15 protein-coding genes are annotated in these 16,340 nt (G+C 34.5%); 4 read left to right on the top strand and 11 right to left on the bottom strand.

Features of this window, described 5'->3' with window-relative positions; genetic code table 11:
• The first annotated feature begins 36 nt into the window (after positions 1–36).
• Positions 37–603 carry a crossover junction endodeoxyribonuclease RuvC gene (gene ruvC / locus AC07XU_RS07175; RefSeq protein ID WP_494942939.1) on the top strand — a complete coding sequence of 189 codons (567 nt, stop codon included), beginning with the start codon at positions 37–39 and terminating at the stop codon, positions 601–603.
• An 82-nt stretch (positions 604–685) separates the two neighbouring features.
• Here the strand turns inward: ruvC and AC07XU_RS07170 are convergent, their stop codons facing one another.
• The 11 genes from AC07XU_RS07170 to AC07XU_RS07120 form a co-directional block, all read right to left on the bottom strand.
• Positions 686–1,543: a DUF4349 domain-containing protein gene (locus tag AC07XU_RS07170; RefSeq protein WP_494942938.1), complete on the bottom strand. Its 858-nt coding sequence runs from the start codon at positions 1,541–1,543 to the stop codon at positions 686–688.
• A 224-nt stretch (positions 1,544–1,767) separates the two neighbouring features.
• Positions 1,768–1,983, bottom strand: coding sequence for a hypothetical protein (locus tag AC07XU_RS07165; RefSeq protein WP_494942937.1), 216 nt, complete (start codon positions 1,981–1,983; stop codon positions 1,768–1,770).
• A gap of 64 nt (positions 1,984–2,047) precedes the next feature.
• A complete protein-coding gene (locus tag AC07XU_RS07160) occupies positions 2,048–2,818 on the bottom strand; it encodes a 5'-nucleotidase, lipoprotein e(P4) family (RefSeq protein WP_494942936.1) in 771 nt (256 codons plus the stop codon).
• 136 nt (positions 2,819–2,954) lie between these two features.
• Positions 2,955–3,836, bottom strand: a complete 882-nt coding sequence (gene atpG, locus AC07XU_RS07155) for an ATP synthase F1 subunit gamma (RefSeq protein ID WP_494942935.1) — start codon at positions 3,834–3,836, stop codon at positions 2,955–2,957.
• Between the two features lie 94 nt (positions 3,837–3,930).
• On the bottom strand, positions 3,931–5,502 hold the full coding sequence (gene atpA / locus AC07XU_RS07150; RefSeq protein ID WP_494942934.1) for a F0F1 ATP synthase subunit alpha: 1,572 nt from the start codon (positions 5,500–5,502) through the stop codon (positions 3,931–3,933).
• Between the two features lie 245 nt (positions 5,503–5,747).
• Complete coding sequence (gene atpH, locus AC07XU_RS07145; RefSeq protein ID WP_494942933.1) at positions 5,748–6,293, bottom strand: ATP synthase F1 subunit delta; 546 nt, start codon at positions 6,291–6,293, stop codon at positions 5,748–5,750.
• A gap of 99 nt (positions 6,294–6,392) precedes the next feature.
• Positions 6,393–6,887 carry a F0F1 ATP synthase subunit B gene (gene atpF / locus AC07XU_RS07140; RefSeq protein ID WP_494942932.1) on the bottom strand — a complete coding sequence of 165 codons (495 nt, stop codon included), beginning with the start codon at positions 6,885–6,887 and terminating at the stop codon, positions 6,393–6,395.
• 82 nt (positions 6,888–6,969) lie between these two features.
• On the bottom strand, positions 6,970–7,170 hold the full coding sequence (gene atpE, locus AC07XU_RS07135; protein WP_055132568.1) for an ATP synthase F0 subunit C: 201 nt from the start codon (positions 7,168–7,170) through the stop codon (positions 6,970–6,972).
• Positions 7,171–7,210: 40 nt separating this feature from the next.
• Positions 7,211–8,344 carry a F0F1 ATP synthase subunit A gene (gene atpB, locus AC07XU_RS07130; RefSeq protein WP_494942931.1) on the bottom strand — a complete coding sequence of 378 codons (1,134 nt, stop codon included), beginning with the start codon at positions 8,342–8,344 and terminating at the stop codon, positions 7,211–7,213.
• Positions 8,345–8,361: 17 nt separating this feature from the next.
• Positions 8,362–8,748: a hypothetical protein gene (locus AC07XU_RS07125; RefSeq protein WP_494942930.1), complete on the bottom strand. Its 387-nt coding sequence runs from the start codon at positions 8,746–8,748 to the stop codon at positions 8,362–8,364.
• Positions 8,749–9,060: 312 nt separating this feature from the next.
• On the bottom strand, positions 9,061–9,288 hold the full coding sequence (locus tag AC07XU_RS07120) for an AtpZ/AtpI family protein (protein ID WP_494942929.1): 228 nt from the start codon (positions 9,286–9,288) through the stop codon (positions 9,061–9,063).
• A 162-nt stretch (positions 9,289–9,450) separates the two neighbouring features.
• Here AC07XU_RS07120 and porW point away from each other — a divergent pair, with 162 nt between their 5' ends.
• Genes porW through uvrC form a run of 3 tightly spaced genes read left to right on the top strand, consistent with a single transcriptional unit; the run spans position 9,451 to position 16,292 of the window.
• Positions 9,451–12,219 (top strand): type IX secretion system periplasmic lipoprotein PorW/SprE, encoded by a 2,769-nt coding sequence (gene porW, locus AC07XU_RS07115; RefSeq protein ID WP_494942928.1) that lies wholly within the window; start codon positions 9,451–9,453, stop codon positions 12,217–12,219.
• Positions 12,220–12,224: 5 nt separating this feature from the next.
• Positions 12,225–14,453 (top strand): transglycosylase domain-containing protein, encoded by a 2,229-nt coding sequence (locus AC07XU_RS07110; protein WP_494942927.1) that lies wholly within the window; start codon positions 12,225–12,227, stop codon positions 14,451–14,453.
• Positions 14,454–14,477: 24 nt separating this feature from the next.
• On the top strand, positions 14,478–16,292 hold the full coding sequence (gene uvrC / locus AC07XU_RS07105; RefSeq protein ID WP_494942926.1) for an excinuclease ABC subunit UvrC: 1,815 nt from the start codon (positions 14,478–14,480) through the stop codon (positions 16,290–16,292).
• Positions 16,293–16,340 lie beyond the last annotated feature (48 nt).

Genomic DNA, 16,340 nt, shown 5'->3' with positions numbered 1-16,340 from the left:
CTTTTTGTGTGTGCAAATATGCTTAATATTGTTGTAATGTTAATCGAAAAAAAAGAACGAGTGATAATGGGCATTGACCCAGGCACAGCAATTATGGGCTATGGCATTGTATTAGAGAAGGGTAGCAAAATAGAATTGGTGAGTATGGGAATTGTAAGGATGGATCATTTGGATGATCATTTTTTAAAATTGCAGCGTATTTTTGAAAAAACCATAACATTAATTGATGAATACAAACCAGATGTTTTAGCTATTGAAGCTCCCTTTTATGGCAAAAATATTCAGGTAATGTTAAAATTAGGCAGAGCTCAAGGTATTGCAATGGCTGCTGCATTATCTCGAAATATTTCAGTTACTGAATATGCACCACGAAAAATCAAACAATCTATTACAGGTAAAGGAACAGCTAGCAAAGAGCAAGTTGCAGCTATGCTGCAAAGGCTTTTAAACTTCAAGGAAACGCCAGAGTTTTTAGACGCAACCGATGGTTTAGCGGTCGCTGTATGCCACTCTTTCCAAAGAATAAACACGAGCTATACTGGCAAATCTTATTCAGGTTGGGATGCTTTTGCAAAGGACAATAAGAAAAGAGTTAAAGGATAGCAGTAACCACAGATTTACACAAATAAACAGAGATTTATCTACTCATTTGTCTGTGTTCATCCTTTTTATCTGTGGTTAATAATTAAACTTTCCTACTCTTCAAATAGTATCTAATTCCAAAAAACATCACAAATCCCATCACAAAGAACATCCATAAATGCGATAGCGCTAATATTAATTCTTTAAAGTATTTCCATCCATCAAGCATGTTCAAACCTAAACGTTTAAAAAAGCCAGGTTTGTAATCAGATAGATTATCGTTACCAACAATTAATGTTTTAACCGTATGATCTTGATAGAAGTTTAGCGTAATTGTACTATACTTTACACGCTGATCGATATTCATATTCTCAATCTTTTTATCAACAAAATCATCTTTTATGTAAAGAGATGTTTCTACATTGTTGCCTTTTCTTTTAGCGGTTTGATTGATGGTATTTATTGCTTCGCTTCTATTTTGAGCTTTTAGCTTATTTGATAGATAGGCAATACTCTGATCATCCATTTTCATAGCTTGGTTATCTACAAATACAGCCATTTTTGCCACATCATTTGTAAATTGGTCTAATCTTTCAGACGGAATTTTGGCGACTAATAAACCTTCCTTTTTATAGGAGGTAATTTCTGTTAAAGAATCAATAGAATATCTAACTTTTGTAGTTTCGTTGATATAACTGTTAATCGAAAATTCTGCTACAGTTCCACCTTGAGATTTAATTACTAAACTCAGCTTTTCTTTGGTGTCTTGAACATCTTTAACTCTAAACCGCATATCTGCAGTTTTTATTATTTTTTCTTTTACACTTGCGGAAGTATCTGTAGAAATTGCAACTTCCATTGCTTTTTCACCACTTGTAGAATCTGCATAGTCTGCTTTTTGCTCTCTGCTACAGCCAAACATGATTACCATGATAGCGGCACAACATAAATATTTTTTCATCCTGTTTAAATAAGGTTGTTATTTCTTAATGCTATTATGTCGTAGTTATTGCTACGCAATTTCTGCATCAAAATTTAAATAGTTAATTGTACCGGCCGGTATTGCTTAATGCTGATAAGATGCAGAAGTAACCTAAAATATTTAATTGTAACAGAGATGTTTCAATTAAAAAATCCTCTTCGGCTTAAAACCGAAGAGGATTTCTATTATGATTTAGTAGGATATTACTTTGCGTCTAAAATTTTAAAAACCGCTTTGCAGCATATAAAAGAGCCTATAAATAAAATTACCCATGATACAATTGAAAGAATTGTAGAGTCGAAAGCGAAGCGTAAAAACACACCGATCATACTTACAATTACACCAACTGCAATTAACATATAAATTGGAGATTGATTTGCACTTTCCATGCTTTTTTCTCTTTCTTCTGCTTGATTCATCTTTTATATTTTTTAAAAATGTGTGGTACAAAAATAATACTTATTCATTAAATAAAGCAATATTTTAGTAACTTTTAAGTTTATTCAATCTTTGTTTTGACTTTTCAGCCTCATTTTGCTTTTCATTGCTGTATAGTAACTTTTCCCAATCGCCATACATTGGGTTAGGTAAAACAATAAATCTTTTTCCAAACTGGTTCTGCAATAAGTCTACTTGCTCCCTAGTATTTTTTCCTTCACGGTAAAAAACATTCGAAAAATCACTTAAATTATCTCCACATAATAACAAAATATTATACTTCTCTAAAATCTTTTGCCTGCGAGGTTCTTTATCAGAGCTTATAGTTTTCAATAATAGATGGGTTTCATCAGCATTTGGAAACCCAAATTTTCGTAAGTTTTTTAAGGTACCGATGTGGTCTGCTTCTTCCCTATTGGTTACATAAAATATTTCTACATTCTTAGTAGCTGCAAATCTTAAAAAAGACAATGCTCCAGGAACTGTATCCGCTTGCCCTAAAGCAGTCCATTCTGTCCAATCGCTTTGCACATAACTCACTCCTTTTTTTATCTCATGACCTTGAAATGCTGAATTATCTAAAACCGTCTCATCAACATCTACAATTACACAGTTCGGTTTGCCATTTGCTTGCTCCCACAAAGCCTCTTTAAGAGATAGCTTAGCAAAGTTATAGGCTTGAAAAGCTAATGCCCTATACTCACCGCTATGTTGCTGCCAGAGGACTGCATTGGTATAGTCTCTTTCTGGATTTTTTTGTGCAATAGATAGCATTGGCAATAAACCAAGTATTAGCACTAAAAGATATTTTTTCATCGATATTGTTTTATTTAAATCCATAGAAATATAACAATTATACATCATAAAAATTACAGTTAACAAAAAACCCTTACCAATTAAGATAAGGGTTCGTATTTTTTTAAAGTCTCCGCCTCGGCGGGGATTTAGGGGTTTATCCATTTAACGCAGCAGCACCACTAACAATCTCGGTCAACTCTGTAGTAATAGCAGCCTGACGAGCTTGGTTATATGCCAATTTCAACGATTTAATCAAATCACCAGCATTTTCAGTTGCTTTATCCATCGATGTCATACGAGCACCATGTTCTGAAGCGTGAGAATCTAAAACTGCTTTGTACAATTGAATTTTAATCGACTTAGGAATCAGCTGTGTTACAATTTCTTCTTGGTTAGGTTCTAAAATATAATCAACGTTAGTAGTTTTTGCATCTGCAGTTGGCTCAGCTTTAGGCAAAGGCAATAGCTGTTCTGATGTTAATATTTGTACAGCAGCATTTTTAAATCTGTTGTAAACTAATTCAACTCTATCAAAATCACCTTTTGCAAAACCTTCCATTATTGCATCAGTAATTTTGCTTACGTTATCAAAATTTAAAGCCATGTAAACATCGTTGTTGTTACCAACAACATTATAATTACGCTTTTCATAAAAATCCTGAGCTTTTTTACCAACAGCAACAATACTCACGTTACCATTTTTTAGTTGCTCACTATATTTTTCGGCAATTAAATTATTCGCAGTTTTAATAACGTTCAAGTTAAAAGCACCAGCCAAACCACGGTTTGACGATACCACAACAACCAAAACTTTATTAGGCTCACGCTCCTGAATATAAGGAGATGAAGAACCTTCTAAGCTTGCCGAAAGATTTCCTAAAATCTCTTTCAATTTAGTTGCGTACGGGCGTAACTGAACAATAGCATTGGTAGCACGTTTTAACTTCGCAGCCGAAACCATTTTCATAGCTTTGGTAATCTGCTGGGTAGATTGTACCGATGATATACGAATTCTTACTTCTTTTAAATTAGCCATTTTTTATTGAGTGAGTATCAAGCTTTGAGTATCAAGTATCAAGATTTGGGCATATAACCTTTCTCGATACTTGATACTTACTACTCGATACTTATTAGTATTTACTTGAAATCTCTTTTGCTACTTTTTCCAACACTTCAACTGCATCATCTAACTTTCCTGCTTTTAATGAAGCTAAAGCTTCTGGATGACGCATTTCTAAAGCTTGTAAAAACTCAACTTCAAATTCTTTTACCTTGTTTACTGGCACAGAACGCATTAAGTTTTTAGTACCTAAGTAAACAATCGCAACTTGTTTCTCTACAGTAAATGGTGAGAACTGAGCTTGTTTTAACATCTCTACGTTACGAGCACCTTTATCTAGTACAGATTTTGTAGCAGCATCTAAATCAGAACCGAATTTAGAGAACGCCTCTAACTCACGGTATTGAGCCTGATCTAACTTTAAAGTACCAGCTACTTTTTTCATCGATTTAATTTGAGCATTACCACCCACACGTGATACCGAAATACCTACGTTAATAGCCGGACGAATACCAGAGTTAAACAAGTTAGACTCTAAGAAAATCTGACCATCAGTAATCGAAATTACGTTAGTTGGAATGTATGCAGAAACGTCTCCCGCTTGAGTTTCGATAATTGGTAAAGCTGTTAATGAACCACCACCTTTAACAATATGTTTAATCGACTCAGGTAAATCATTCATGTCTTTTGCAATCTCGTCGTTAGAGTTGATTTTTGCCGCTCTTTCTAATAAACGACTGTGCAAATAGAACACGTCACCTGGATAAGCCTCACGACCTGGCGGACGACGCAATAACAATGAAACTTCACGATAAGCAACAGCTTGTTTAGATAAATCATCATAAACAATTAAAGCTGGTCTACCCGTATCACGGAAAAACTCACCAATTGCAGCACCTGCAAATGGAGCGTAAAACTGTAATGGAGCTGGCTCAGCAGCCGAAGCAGCAACAACAACAGTATAAGCCATTGCACCGTTTTCTTCTAAAGTACGTACAACGTTTGCTACTGTACTTGCTTTCTGTCCACAAGCTACATATATACAAAATACAGGGTTACCTGCTTCGTAGAATTCTTTTTGATTAATAATGGTATCAATACAAACCGCAGTTTTACCAATCTGACGATCGCCAATAACCAACTCACGTTGTCCACGACCAATCGGGATCATCGCATCAATAGCTTTGATACCAGTTTGTAAAGGCTCAGTAACTGGCTGACGATAGATTACACCTGGTGCTTTACGCTCCAAAGGCATCTCATAAGTTTCACCTAAAATTGGTCCTTTACCGTCAATAGGTTCGCCAAGCGTGTTTACCACACGACCCAACATACCTTCACCAACTTTAATAGAGGCAATTTTTTTAGTACGTTTAATTGTATCACCTTCTTTAATCTCGTCAGATGGGCCTAACAAAACCACACCAACGTTATCTTCTTCAAGGTTCAATACAATACCTTGCAACCCGTTAGCAAACTCAACTAACTCGCCACTTTGAACTTTAGTTAAGCCGTAAACACGAGCAATACCATCACCCACTTGTAATACGGTACCAACTTCTTCAAGTTCAGCTTCTGATTTAAAGCCTGACAATTGTTGTCTGATAATTGCCGAAACTTCGTCTGGTCTTACCTCTACCATAATTTTTATTTTGATTTCTTTTTGAAAATGTAAATCTTGTACTCTTTTGTTATTTCAGTCCCGCTATTCGCTTCAATCTGTTTTGTCCTTCGACAAGCTCAGGATGACAAACAGTATTTACGCTGCTATCGGGTTTATATTTTTGCGCTTAGTAGTTCTTCGGTAGCTTTGTATCCCTCATAGTTGTTAAACCAATCTTGATACTCAATACTTGCATCTTGATACTCGATACTCAAATCTTGCTACTATACTACTCCTTGTGCAAACTCTTTCTTCAATTTATTTAATCCGCTAGCAATACTTGCATCAAACTGCTTATCACCAACTTTTAAAATAAAGCCACCAATTAATTTCTCGTCAACTTTTTCTTTAACGATCACCTCATTAGCACCAATTTCTTTTTTAACTAATGCCACAACTTCAGCTTTGCTTGCATCGGTTAATGCAATTGCCGATGTTACTTCTGCAGTTACAATACCTTTAATAGCATTGTATTGTGCAATAAATTGTTTTGCAGTATCAAACAAGATAGCAGAACGACCTTTATTTACAACAAGTTTTAAAAAGCTGTTGGTAATTTGGTGAACTTTAGTACCGAAAAGATCATTTAAAATTCCCGCTTTTTTATCTAAAGGAACAATCGGGTTTTTTAAGATAGCTTCTAACTCACTGTTATCATCAACCACTTGTTCAAAAAACACCATATCGTTTTTAATTTCCTCCAAAGCGTTTTGCTCTGTAGAAAGATCAATTAACGATTTTGCGTATCTAGCTCCTGCTTTACTTGACATATATTTTTTTTTGAGATTTGAGATTTGAGATTTGAGATTTGAGAAATACTTCTCTATCTATGCTATCTCATATCTCACATCTAGTGTCTCAAATCTAACTTAGTTTAATTCAACATCTTTTAACAAGCTAGCAACTAAATCTTGTTGTTTCGCTTTATCATCTAATTGGCTACGTAAAACACGTTCAGCAATGTCTAAAGACAAAGTAGAAACCTGTCCTTTTAATTCTGCTAAAGCTGCTTTCTTTTGATTTTCGATCTCGATACGAGCTTTTTCAATCAATTTAGCACCCTCTGTTTGTGCAGAAGTTTTAGCTTCGTTAACAATGCTATCCTTAAGAATTTTAGCTTCTTTTAAAATCTCATCGCGTTCAGCACGAGCTTGTTTCATTAACTCCTCATTTTGTGAAGTTAAACGAGCCATTTCTTGCTTTGCTAATTCTGCTTTGTTTAAAGCATCATCAATTGAGTTTTCACGCTCCTTGATAGCAGCTAAAACTGGCTTCCAAGCAAATTTTGCCAATAAAAACATCAACAATAAAAATGCTATTGTTTGAAATACAACTAAACCAACTTCTGGGATTAATAATTCCATTTTTTATATTTTATATTTTCTTCTTGTTTCACAAATAATAACCATTCTGCACAACAATCTTGTACAGAATGGTTAGTGGTTATTACATTAATGCAACAACAACCGCGAATAACGCAACAGCCTCAACGAAGGCAGCAGCGATTAACATCGCAGTTTGAATTTTTGAGGCAGCTTCTGGTTGACGAGCAATACCGTCCATAGCAGAACCACCAATACGACCGATACCTAGACCAGCGCCAATCGCAGCTAATCCTGCACCTACTGCAGCAATACTTCCTGTAATCATGATTTATATATTTATTGTTGTTAAAAAAATATTCTTATTAATGGTGTTCTTCTACTGCCATACCAATAAACAGGGCAGATAAAATGGTAAATATAAATGCTTGAATAAATGCAACCATCAACTCTATACCACCAATAAATATGGCAAAAGGAATAGATGCTGCAGAAACCCAAATACTATCGAATACGAAAATTAAGCAGATTAATGAAAGCACTAAGATGTGACCAGCCGTGATGTTAGCAAACAAACGAATCATTAATGCAATTGGCTTAGTGAAAATACCAATTAACTCTAAAGGCATTAAAAAGATCTTCATCGGCACAGGCACACCTGGCATCCAAAAAATGTGACCCCAATAATGCTTGTTACCATTAAATACGGTGATTAAAAATGTCATTACAGCTAAAACCATAGTTACAGCAATATTACCAGTTAAGTTTGCACCACCAGGTAAAAAAGGAACTAAGCCTAACATATTATTAAACCATATAAAGAAAAACACGGTTAACAAATAAGGCATAAAACGTTCATGTTTGTGACCCAAATTAGGTTTAGCAATATCATCACGAACAAAAAGAATTACTGGCTCTAACCATGATTGTAAACCTTTAGGAGATTTTCCTTTGCGTTTTTTATAACTATTAGCAACACTTAAAAACACAACTAATAATACTACTACAGAAAGCAATAAGGTACAAGTGTTTTTAGTTAATGAAAAATCTAAAGGACGAGCATTTGTAGCATGATGCTTTTCATCTAACGCTACATATTGACCATGTTCATTTGCAGTAGCCGATGCGAAATAAATTTTCTCGTGCATTTTAACGAAACGTTGTCCATCTTTTTCTACTACAACTTTAGCATCATTATCATGATGAAAATCATTGTCGTTAAAGGTTACAACTTTGCCATCGGCAAATAAAATAATAGGCAAACCGATATGGGTATCGCCAATTACATGCCAACTATGAGAATCGGCAATGTGATGCAAAGCAAATTTACCAATCTCAAACTTTTTCTTTTCTGTTGTTTCAACATGAGTCTCTTCTGCTTTTTGAGCAGTATCTAATTGTGCATTTGCACAAAGAGAAAGCAACAAAAACGCCGAAAAAAGCGTAAAAACAACAATTAACCTCTTAAACTTAAACTCAAAAACGTGGCTACAATCCATTTACTCGCAGATTTTTACTATTTATTTTGGTGGCGCAAGTTACGCAACAAACCGTATATTTCAAAGAAGGTGAACAATAAATATAAAGAAAAAAAATTAAACACAAAAACTAGGTCTTTTCCTTTGTTGTTTAAGCTGTAAATCAGCACGAAAGCCATAGAAAAAAGCATCTTTAAAGCAATAGAACCCATTATTGCCAAAACACCTGTTTCTGGATTACGTTTAATACCTAAAAATGCCAAAATGTAAGCGACAAAAGTTAAGCCACCTAAAAAACCAAAAACCAGCCAAAACTTATTGGCCAACAACTTAACATTAGGGAAAAGATATGGAAGAGCTATAGCTATACCAGCCAATAAGGCGGTATATAATAAATAAGATAAAATAAACTTTGGTAAACTCAAAACAGATATTTTTTACAAAGGTAGTATTTAATTTATTGTGCTCATTTGAACTTCAAAAGATTTTACTACCTAAAACCATTGTAAACTGGTTTATCATACAAAAAAAGTGAAGGTTAAACTCAGTTCCTTTAAATGTGTTGCCATTACCTAACATACTGCACGTTAAAAGGATGAGGTTTTGCCATGTAGAACTACCTTTGTAATATAAACCTTATTGAAGCGAAAAGCTACCGGGCGTTGGCCAATAGAATGGCTGAGGTACTTGTAGCGCAAAGAAGGGCGGGTTTTGCCAAAAGCTACACAGCTAATTTTCTAATTATTTTTATTTAATGATCTTATTACAGAAATTAAGGAGATGATAACACCAACTAGTCCGAAAATTGCGGTAAAAATCATTTTTGAACTATCGCGGTTTTGATCTATTTTGTAACCAATAAAGCAAAACAAACCTATAGTTGCCAGCATTTGAAAGGCTATACCAGAATATTTGGCGAAGTTAGTTGCTAATTTTTTATTAGGATTGTGCTCGGTATTATTCATTACAATTTACGATAAGATTAAATTTATGGTTAAATATTAAGTTTTTATTGTCGAATAAAATATTTTTGCATACATTTTGTTATATTGTAGCAATACCCAACTCAATTTTTTTTGAACAACTTTACAAAACTTAGCGTCAAAATTTTAACTGCTTGCGTTTGCATGGCTTTTTTATCTAGCTGTTCTACGCAAAAAGATAATGCAGCCAACCGCGGTTTGCAAAATCTTTCTGCACGTTATAACTACATTTACAATTCAAATGTTTTATTAGATACTTATCAGGAAAATCTTTCGCAAACGCATAAAGACAACTACGATAATTTTTTAGCCGTTTATATTGCGCCCGAAGCAATTGATTACAGCAGTACTGCACCAGCACCTAGTAACAACAAAGATTTAGATGAAATTACGAGAAAGGCACAAACTATTGTTGCCGAAAAAGGATTAAGCAACTATGTTGATGAGGCTTATATTCTTTTAGGGAAAACTAATTTTTACAAAGGCAACTTTTTTACAGCATCAGAATATTTTGATTACACCGCCAGAGCCTATAAAAAAGACAATAATGTTTTTTTAAATGGCCTAAACTGGAAAGCCAGAAGTTTAATGCAGTTAAATAATTATAATGCGGCTTTAAAAGTGTTAGATTCTGTAGTGCTCATTTTAGACTCGGTTAAAAGTGAAAAAGCTGAGCCATTGGCAACTTTAGCGCAAATGAGTATTAATCAGCTGGATTATAAAAAGGCAATTTTTTATTTAGAAGAGGCGATTAAGGAAAGTAATAAAATACAAAGCAGAACTAGATGGCCTTTTATTTTGGCACAGCTTTATGAGCATGAAAAAGAATATGATGCAAGCTTAAAATATTATACCAAAGTTGAAAACAGTAATGCTCCTTTTGAAATGTATTTTAATGCGAAGTTGAGCAAAATTAGGATTTATGATTTTTTAAACGACCAATCTTCTGAAAGGAAAACTGCCTTATTGAAGTTATTAAAAGATGATAAAAACCTAGACTACACCGACCAAATTTATTATGAAGTTGCCGAAGATTATTTAGGTGATAAAGACTACACAAAAGCAGAAGAATATTATAAACTATCAATCAATAAAAGCTTAGTTAACCCCTACCAAAAAGGAATTTCTTATTTAAAACTTGGCGATTTATATTTTAAAAACTTGGGAAACTATGTTAACGCCAAGCTTTATTATGATAGTGCAGCCAACACCTTACCTAAAAATTACCAAGGCTATGAGGCTATTGTTAAAAAAGCACAAAATTTAGAGTATTTAACACAGCGTTACCAAATAATTGCTAAGCAAGATTCGTTACAACTTTTCGCAAAAATGCCAGAGCAAGCTAGAGAAAAAGCTCTAGACGAATTGTTTGAACCTAAAAAAGAGCCTATTGTTGAGGATAAAAAAGATAACAATAATAGATCTGCTGTTGATAGAAGCAACAATAATAGGAATCAAAATAATGGCAAATTTTATTTCAGTAATACTTCTGCAGTGAGTAGTGGCTTCTCTGATTTTAGGAAAAGATGGGGAAACAGAGTTTTAGAAGACAATTGGAGACAAAGTTTAAAATCATCTGCACAGGTTAATAGAGAAAATCAAAATGCAGCGATTGGCAACTTACCAAATGCGGCTATTGAAAATACGGCCAGCCTAAATAAGGCAGAGCGAATAAAAGCCTACAATTTGTTGCTTCCTCTAACTGCTGAGCAAATGGTAAAATCTGATCAGCAGATTATTGATGCTTATTTTGAAATTGCCAGCTTTTATCAGCAGGTGCTGGAAGACGAGGCAGAAGCAACTAAAGTTTATGAAATTTTATTAGCAAGATACCCGCAAAACAACCATTTAGATGCCATTTATTATAGCTTGTATTTAGATTATGCAAAAACTGATAAAGCAAAATCTGAAAGTTATAAAAATATGGTGTTGGCAAAATTCCCGAGTTCGGTTTATGCAAAAACCATTTTAGACCCTAACTTTTCTGCTAAGCAAAATGCGTTGGATGTAGAAGTAAATAGAATTTATAATGCCGTTTTTGATAATTACGAGAAAAAGGAGTTTCAGCAGGTAATTGAACGCGTTAATGAAGTTAACCAACGTTTTCCGGGAAACAGCTTACAAGCGCAATACGAATATCTGAAAGCAATTTCAATTGGTAGAACTCAGCATGTTGATAGTTTGATTATTGCATTTGAAAAAATTATAGCAACAAACCCGAATGATGCGCTTATAACTCCTCTAGTTAAAGATCATTTGGCATACATTAATGCTAATTTAGCAAGTTATAAATCTAGGTCAATTGCCCTAATTGATTTTGATGGTGCTGAACCAAGATTTATTAAACCAAGAGAGCATACGGTTATTGCTGTTGTGCCAACTGTAAAACAAGATCCTGTAAATTTGCCGGTTGTGCAAGAGCCTAAAAAAGTTGTGCCAGAGCCAGTAATTGCAGTGGTAACCGCACCATTAAATGTACCAATTACAACAAACCAAATAGATACCCCTGTTGTTGCTAAACCAGATGTAGTTGCTGCAAAACCTATAGATAACTTATTCAGCAAAGCTGAATCAAATACATATTACTACGTTATTTCCGTTAGTGATATTACAGTGAGCGTAAGTTCATCGAGATTTGGTGTTGGGCAGTTTAATAGAGGGAACTTTTCTGGAACCGGCTTAAAACATCAGTTAGAAGAATTGGATGAAGATCAGTTGATTTATGTAGGTGATTTTGGCAATTTGGTTGATGTAAAAGAGTATACAGATGGAATAACGCCACAATTACCGCGTATAATGAAAGTGCCCGCTACAAAATATATTGGCTTTTTCATTAGCAAAGAAAACTTCGAAAAAATTAAAAACAGAGAAACATTAAATAGGTACATTGAGTTTTTCAGAAACAATTATTAATAAAAATGAGTAAATCTACATCGTTAACAGCAGAAGATATCAAAAAATACAATAGAAGGATTTGGAAATTGGTGATTGGTGGCATGGTATTCTTTGCCATATTTATTGTACTCATTGGTTTTGGTGTTTTCGGAGAAATTCCTTCTTTCAGAGCTATAGAGCATCCTAAAAGTAATGAGGCAACAGAAGTTTTATCAGCTGATGGGAAAATTTTGGGCACTTATTTTGTAAAAAACAGATCTAATGTTAACTACAGCCAGCTTTCGCCAAATGTGGTAAATGCTTTAATTGCTACAGAAGATATCAGATTTCGTTCGCACTCTGGTATAGATTTTAAAAGAACCTTTACCATTTTTGCCTATGCCTTAATGGGCAAAAAACAAGGTGGCAGTACAATAACGCAACAATTGGCTTTAAACTTATTTTCTGAAGAAGGAAGACAGAAAAACTATTTAAAAAGAATTATCCAGAAGTTTCAGGAATGGGTTATTGCCGTTAAGTTAGAACGTAATTATACCAAAGAAGAAATTATTACCATGTATTTAAACACGGTTGATTTTGGTAATCAAGCTTATGGAATTAAATCTGCTGCGAGAGTTTATTTTAACACCACACCAGATAAATTAACTATACCGCAAGCAGCAGTTTTGGTTGGGATACAAAGAGGTGTAACCAGATATTCGCCAACTAAAAACCCAGAAAGATCGCAAGCAAGACGAAATACGGTAATGGCTTTGATGGTGCAAGAAAATTACATGACGCAGCAAGAGTTTGATGTTGCAAAAGAAAGACCTTTAAACTTGCAATTTAGAGCTGCAACTAACTATGAAGGCATTGCACCTTATTTTAGAGCGGTATTAAAATCGGAGGTGAAAAAGATTTTAGAAGAAAGATCTATTACCAAAAATGGCATACCTTATGATTTGGATAGAGATGGATTAAAAATTACCACCACTATTAATTACGATATGCAGGTGTATGCTGAGCAGGCTCAAAAAGAATATATGAAAGTTTTGCAAGTCCAATTTTCAAAAAGCTGGAAAGGTAGAAATCCTTTTAAAGGAATGGAAATGCAGATTGAGCAAGGCGTAAAAAGATCTGATCGTTATAAAGCTTTAAAACTGGACGGTAAAACGGATGATGAAATAACGCAAGATTTTAACACACCTAGCAAATTAACCATTTTTACTTGGAAAGGCAACATCGATACTTTAATGAAACCTATTGATTCTGTAAGATACTACAAGCTTCTATTGCGCAATGCGATGATGGCGATGGATCCTAAAACAGGTTACATCAAAGCTTGGGTTGGTGGTATCAATTTCGAACACTTTAAATACGATCAGGTAAAAATGGGCACCAGACAGGTTGGTTCTACAGCAAAACCTTTTACTTATACCGTGGCTATTGAGAATGGAATGTCTCCGTGTTTAACCGTGCCAAATGTTCCTGTTACTGTTTCTAATCCGGGTAGCCCAGATTGGACACCGCGTTCTTCTGGTACCTTACCAGGGTCAATCACCATACAAAAAGCGTTAGCCTATTCTCAAAATTATATAGCTGCTTATTTAATGCAGCAAGTTGGCGCTACGGCTGTTGCCAATGAAATTAAAAAAATGGGAATTACTTCTGACGTTCCTGTGGTACCATCCATTGCTTTGGGATCTTTTGATGCCTCGATTTATGATATGGTTGGCGCTTACGGTGTTTTCGCAAATAAAGGAGCTTGGACACAACCTACATACATCCTTAAAATTGAAGATAAAAACGGTGTTGTACTTTACGATAGCAAACCTGTTATTAAAGTTGTATTAAATGAAGAAGTTGCCTATGTAATGACGCGTATGTTGCGTGGCGTAGTAACAGGAGGTACTGGTTATCGTTTAATTGGTAAGTATGGTATTACCGCACCAACTGGCGGAAAAACGGGTACAACTCAAAATAATTCTGATGGTTGGTTCATGTCTATTACACCAGATTTAGTTACTGGAGTTTGGACTGGCTGCGAAGATAGAGCATTTCATTTTACAAGCACAAGAGACGGTGAAGGCGCTAATTCTGCACTACCAATTTATGCTGGTTTTATGAAAAGAGTATACGCAAATCCCAATTTAAAGATAAGCAAGGCTGATTTTGAGCCACCTGCAGGAGGTGTATCTATTGTATATGATTGTAATCAATATCTAGCTCCTGAACAAACAACGCCTGAGCTCGATAAAAAATTAGGTTTCTAAACCATCCTATTCCCTATTTATTAAATGAGTGCTTTCGATTATAAAAAGGCATTGGCCGATATTCCGCATAAACCTGGTGTTTATCAGTATTACGATGCAGATGATACCCTGATTTATATTGGTAAGGCTAAAGATTTGCGCAATCGTGTAGGTTCATATTTTAATCAAGAGAATAACCAATTTAACGGTAAAACTCGAGTTTTGGTTTCTAGGATTAGACGAATAAGCTTTACCATTGTAGATACCGAAATTGATGCTTGGCTTTTAGAAAACAGCCTGATTAAAAAGCATCAGCCTCGCTACAATATCATGCTTAAAGATGATAAAACCTACCCATGGATTATCATTAAAAAGGAGCAGTTTCCGCGTATTTACTGGACTAGAAAATACATTAAAGATGGTTCTACCTATTTTGGCCCTTATGCTTCTGTTGGAATGATGCATACCATTTTAGATTTAATCAAAGAGACCTATACTTTAAGAACTTGCAACTTGCCTTTAACACCACAAAACATTAATGAAGGAAAGTTTAAAGTTTGTTTAGAATATCAAATTGGCAATTGTAAAGGACCATGTCAGAATTACCAAAGCAAAGCTGATTATGATCAAAATATTGAGGAAATTAAGGATATTTTAAACGGCAAGATTGGCAATGTAATTAGAACAGTTAAACAGGTTGTTAAAACAGCTTCTGAAGATTTAAACTTTGAGCTTGCACATGCTTATCAAAAAAAGCTTGGTGTTTTAGAAAAGTATCAAAGTAAATCTACCGTTGTAAACAGTGCAATAACCAATATTGATGTAGTGAGCATAGCTTCTGATGAAAGATACGCTTTTGTAAATTACTTAAAAGTAATGAATGGAAGCATTATACAAACGCAAACTATTGAAATTAAAAAGCGATTGGATGAAAGTGATGAAGAATTACTAACCATCGCAATTACCGAATTTAGAACAAAATTTAAGAGTACTTCTAGAGAAATTGTAGTTCCGTTTAACGTATCATTAGATGATGAAAATCTGAAATTGATTGTACCAAAATTGGGAGAAAAGAAAAAGCTTCTAGAGTTGTCGCAAAAAAACGTATTGTTTTTTAAACGTGAAAAATTAAATCAATACGAGAAGCTAAATCCTGATTTGAGAACCGAACGCATTCTAACCCAAATGCAAAAGGATTTGAGGTTAACGCAGTTGCCACATCATATCGAGTGTTTTGATAACTCTAACTTTCAGGGTAAATATCCAGTATCTGCAATTGTAGTTTTTAAAGATGCCAAACCGAGCAAAAAAGATTACCGCCATTTTAACGTGAAAACGGTAGAAGGGCCAAATGATTTTGCTACGATGGAAGAAGCCGTTTACAGGCGATATAAACGAATGTTAGATGAAGAAGGGACATTGCCTCAACTCATCATTATTGATGGTGGTAAGGGTCAATTATCATCAGCGGTGAGTAGTTTAAAAAAGTTAGGCATTGAGAAACGGGTAACTATCATCGGTATTGCCAAACGTTTAGAAGAATTGTATTATCCTGGAGATAGTTTCCCTTTATATTTAGATAAGAAATCCGAAACTCTAAAAATTATTCAGCAGTTGCGAGATGAAGCCCACCGTTTTGGCATCACCTTTCACCGCAAGAAAAGAGATCAAGGAACTTTAAAAACCGAGTTAGAACTAATTCCTGGAATAGGAAAAACAACTGCAGATAAGCTGCTGGTTAAATTTAAATCAGTAAAAAAGATTAAAGAAGCTAGTGAAAAAGATTTAAGCGAAGTGTTAAATAAAAAGCAAATGCAAACGCTAAGTAACTTTTTTAATGAGCAAAATCAGCATACATAAAGTTATAAAGTTGGCTTATATCTCGTGATTGCGAGTCAATAAGCATTC

This window comes from Pedobacter sp. GW456-11-11-14-TSB4 (assembly GCF_059424425.1).
This window is presented reverse-complemented; position numbering and strand designations above follow the sequence as displayed.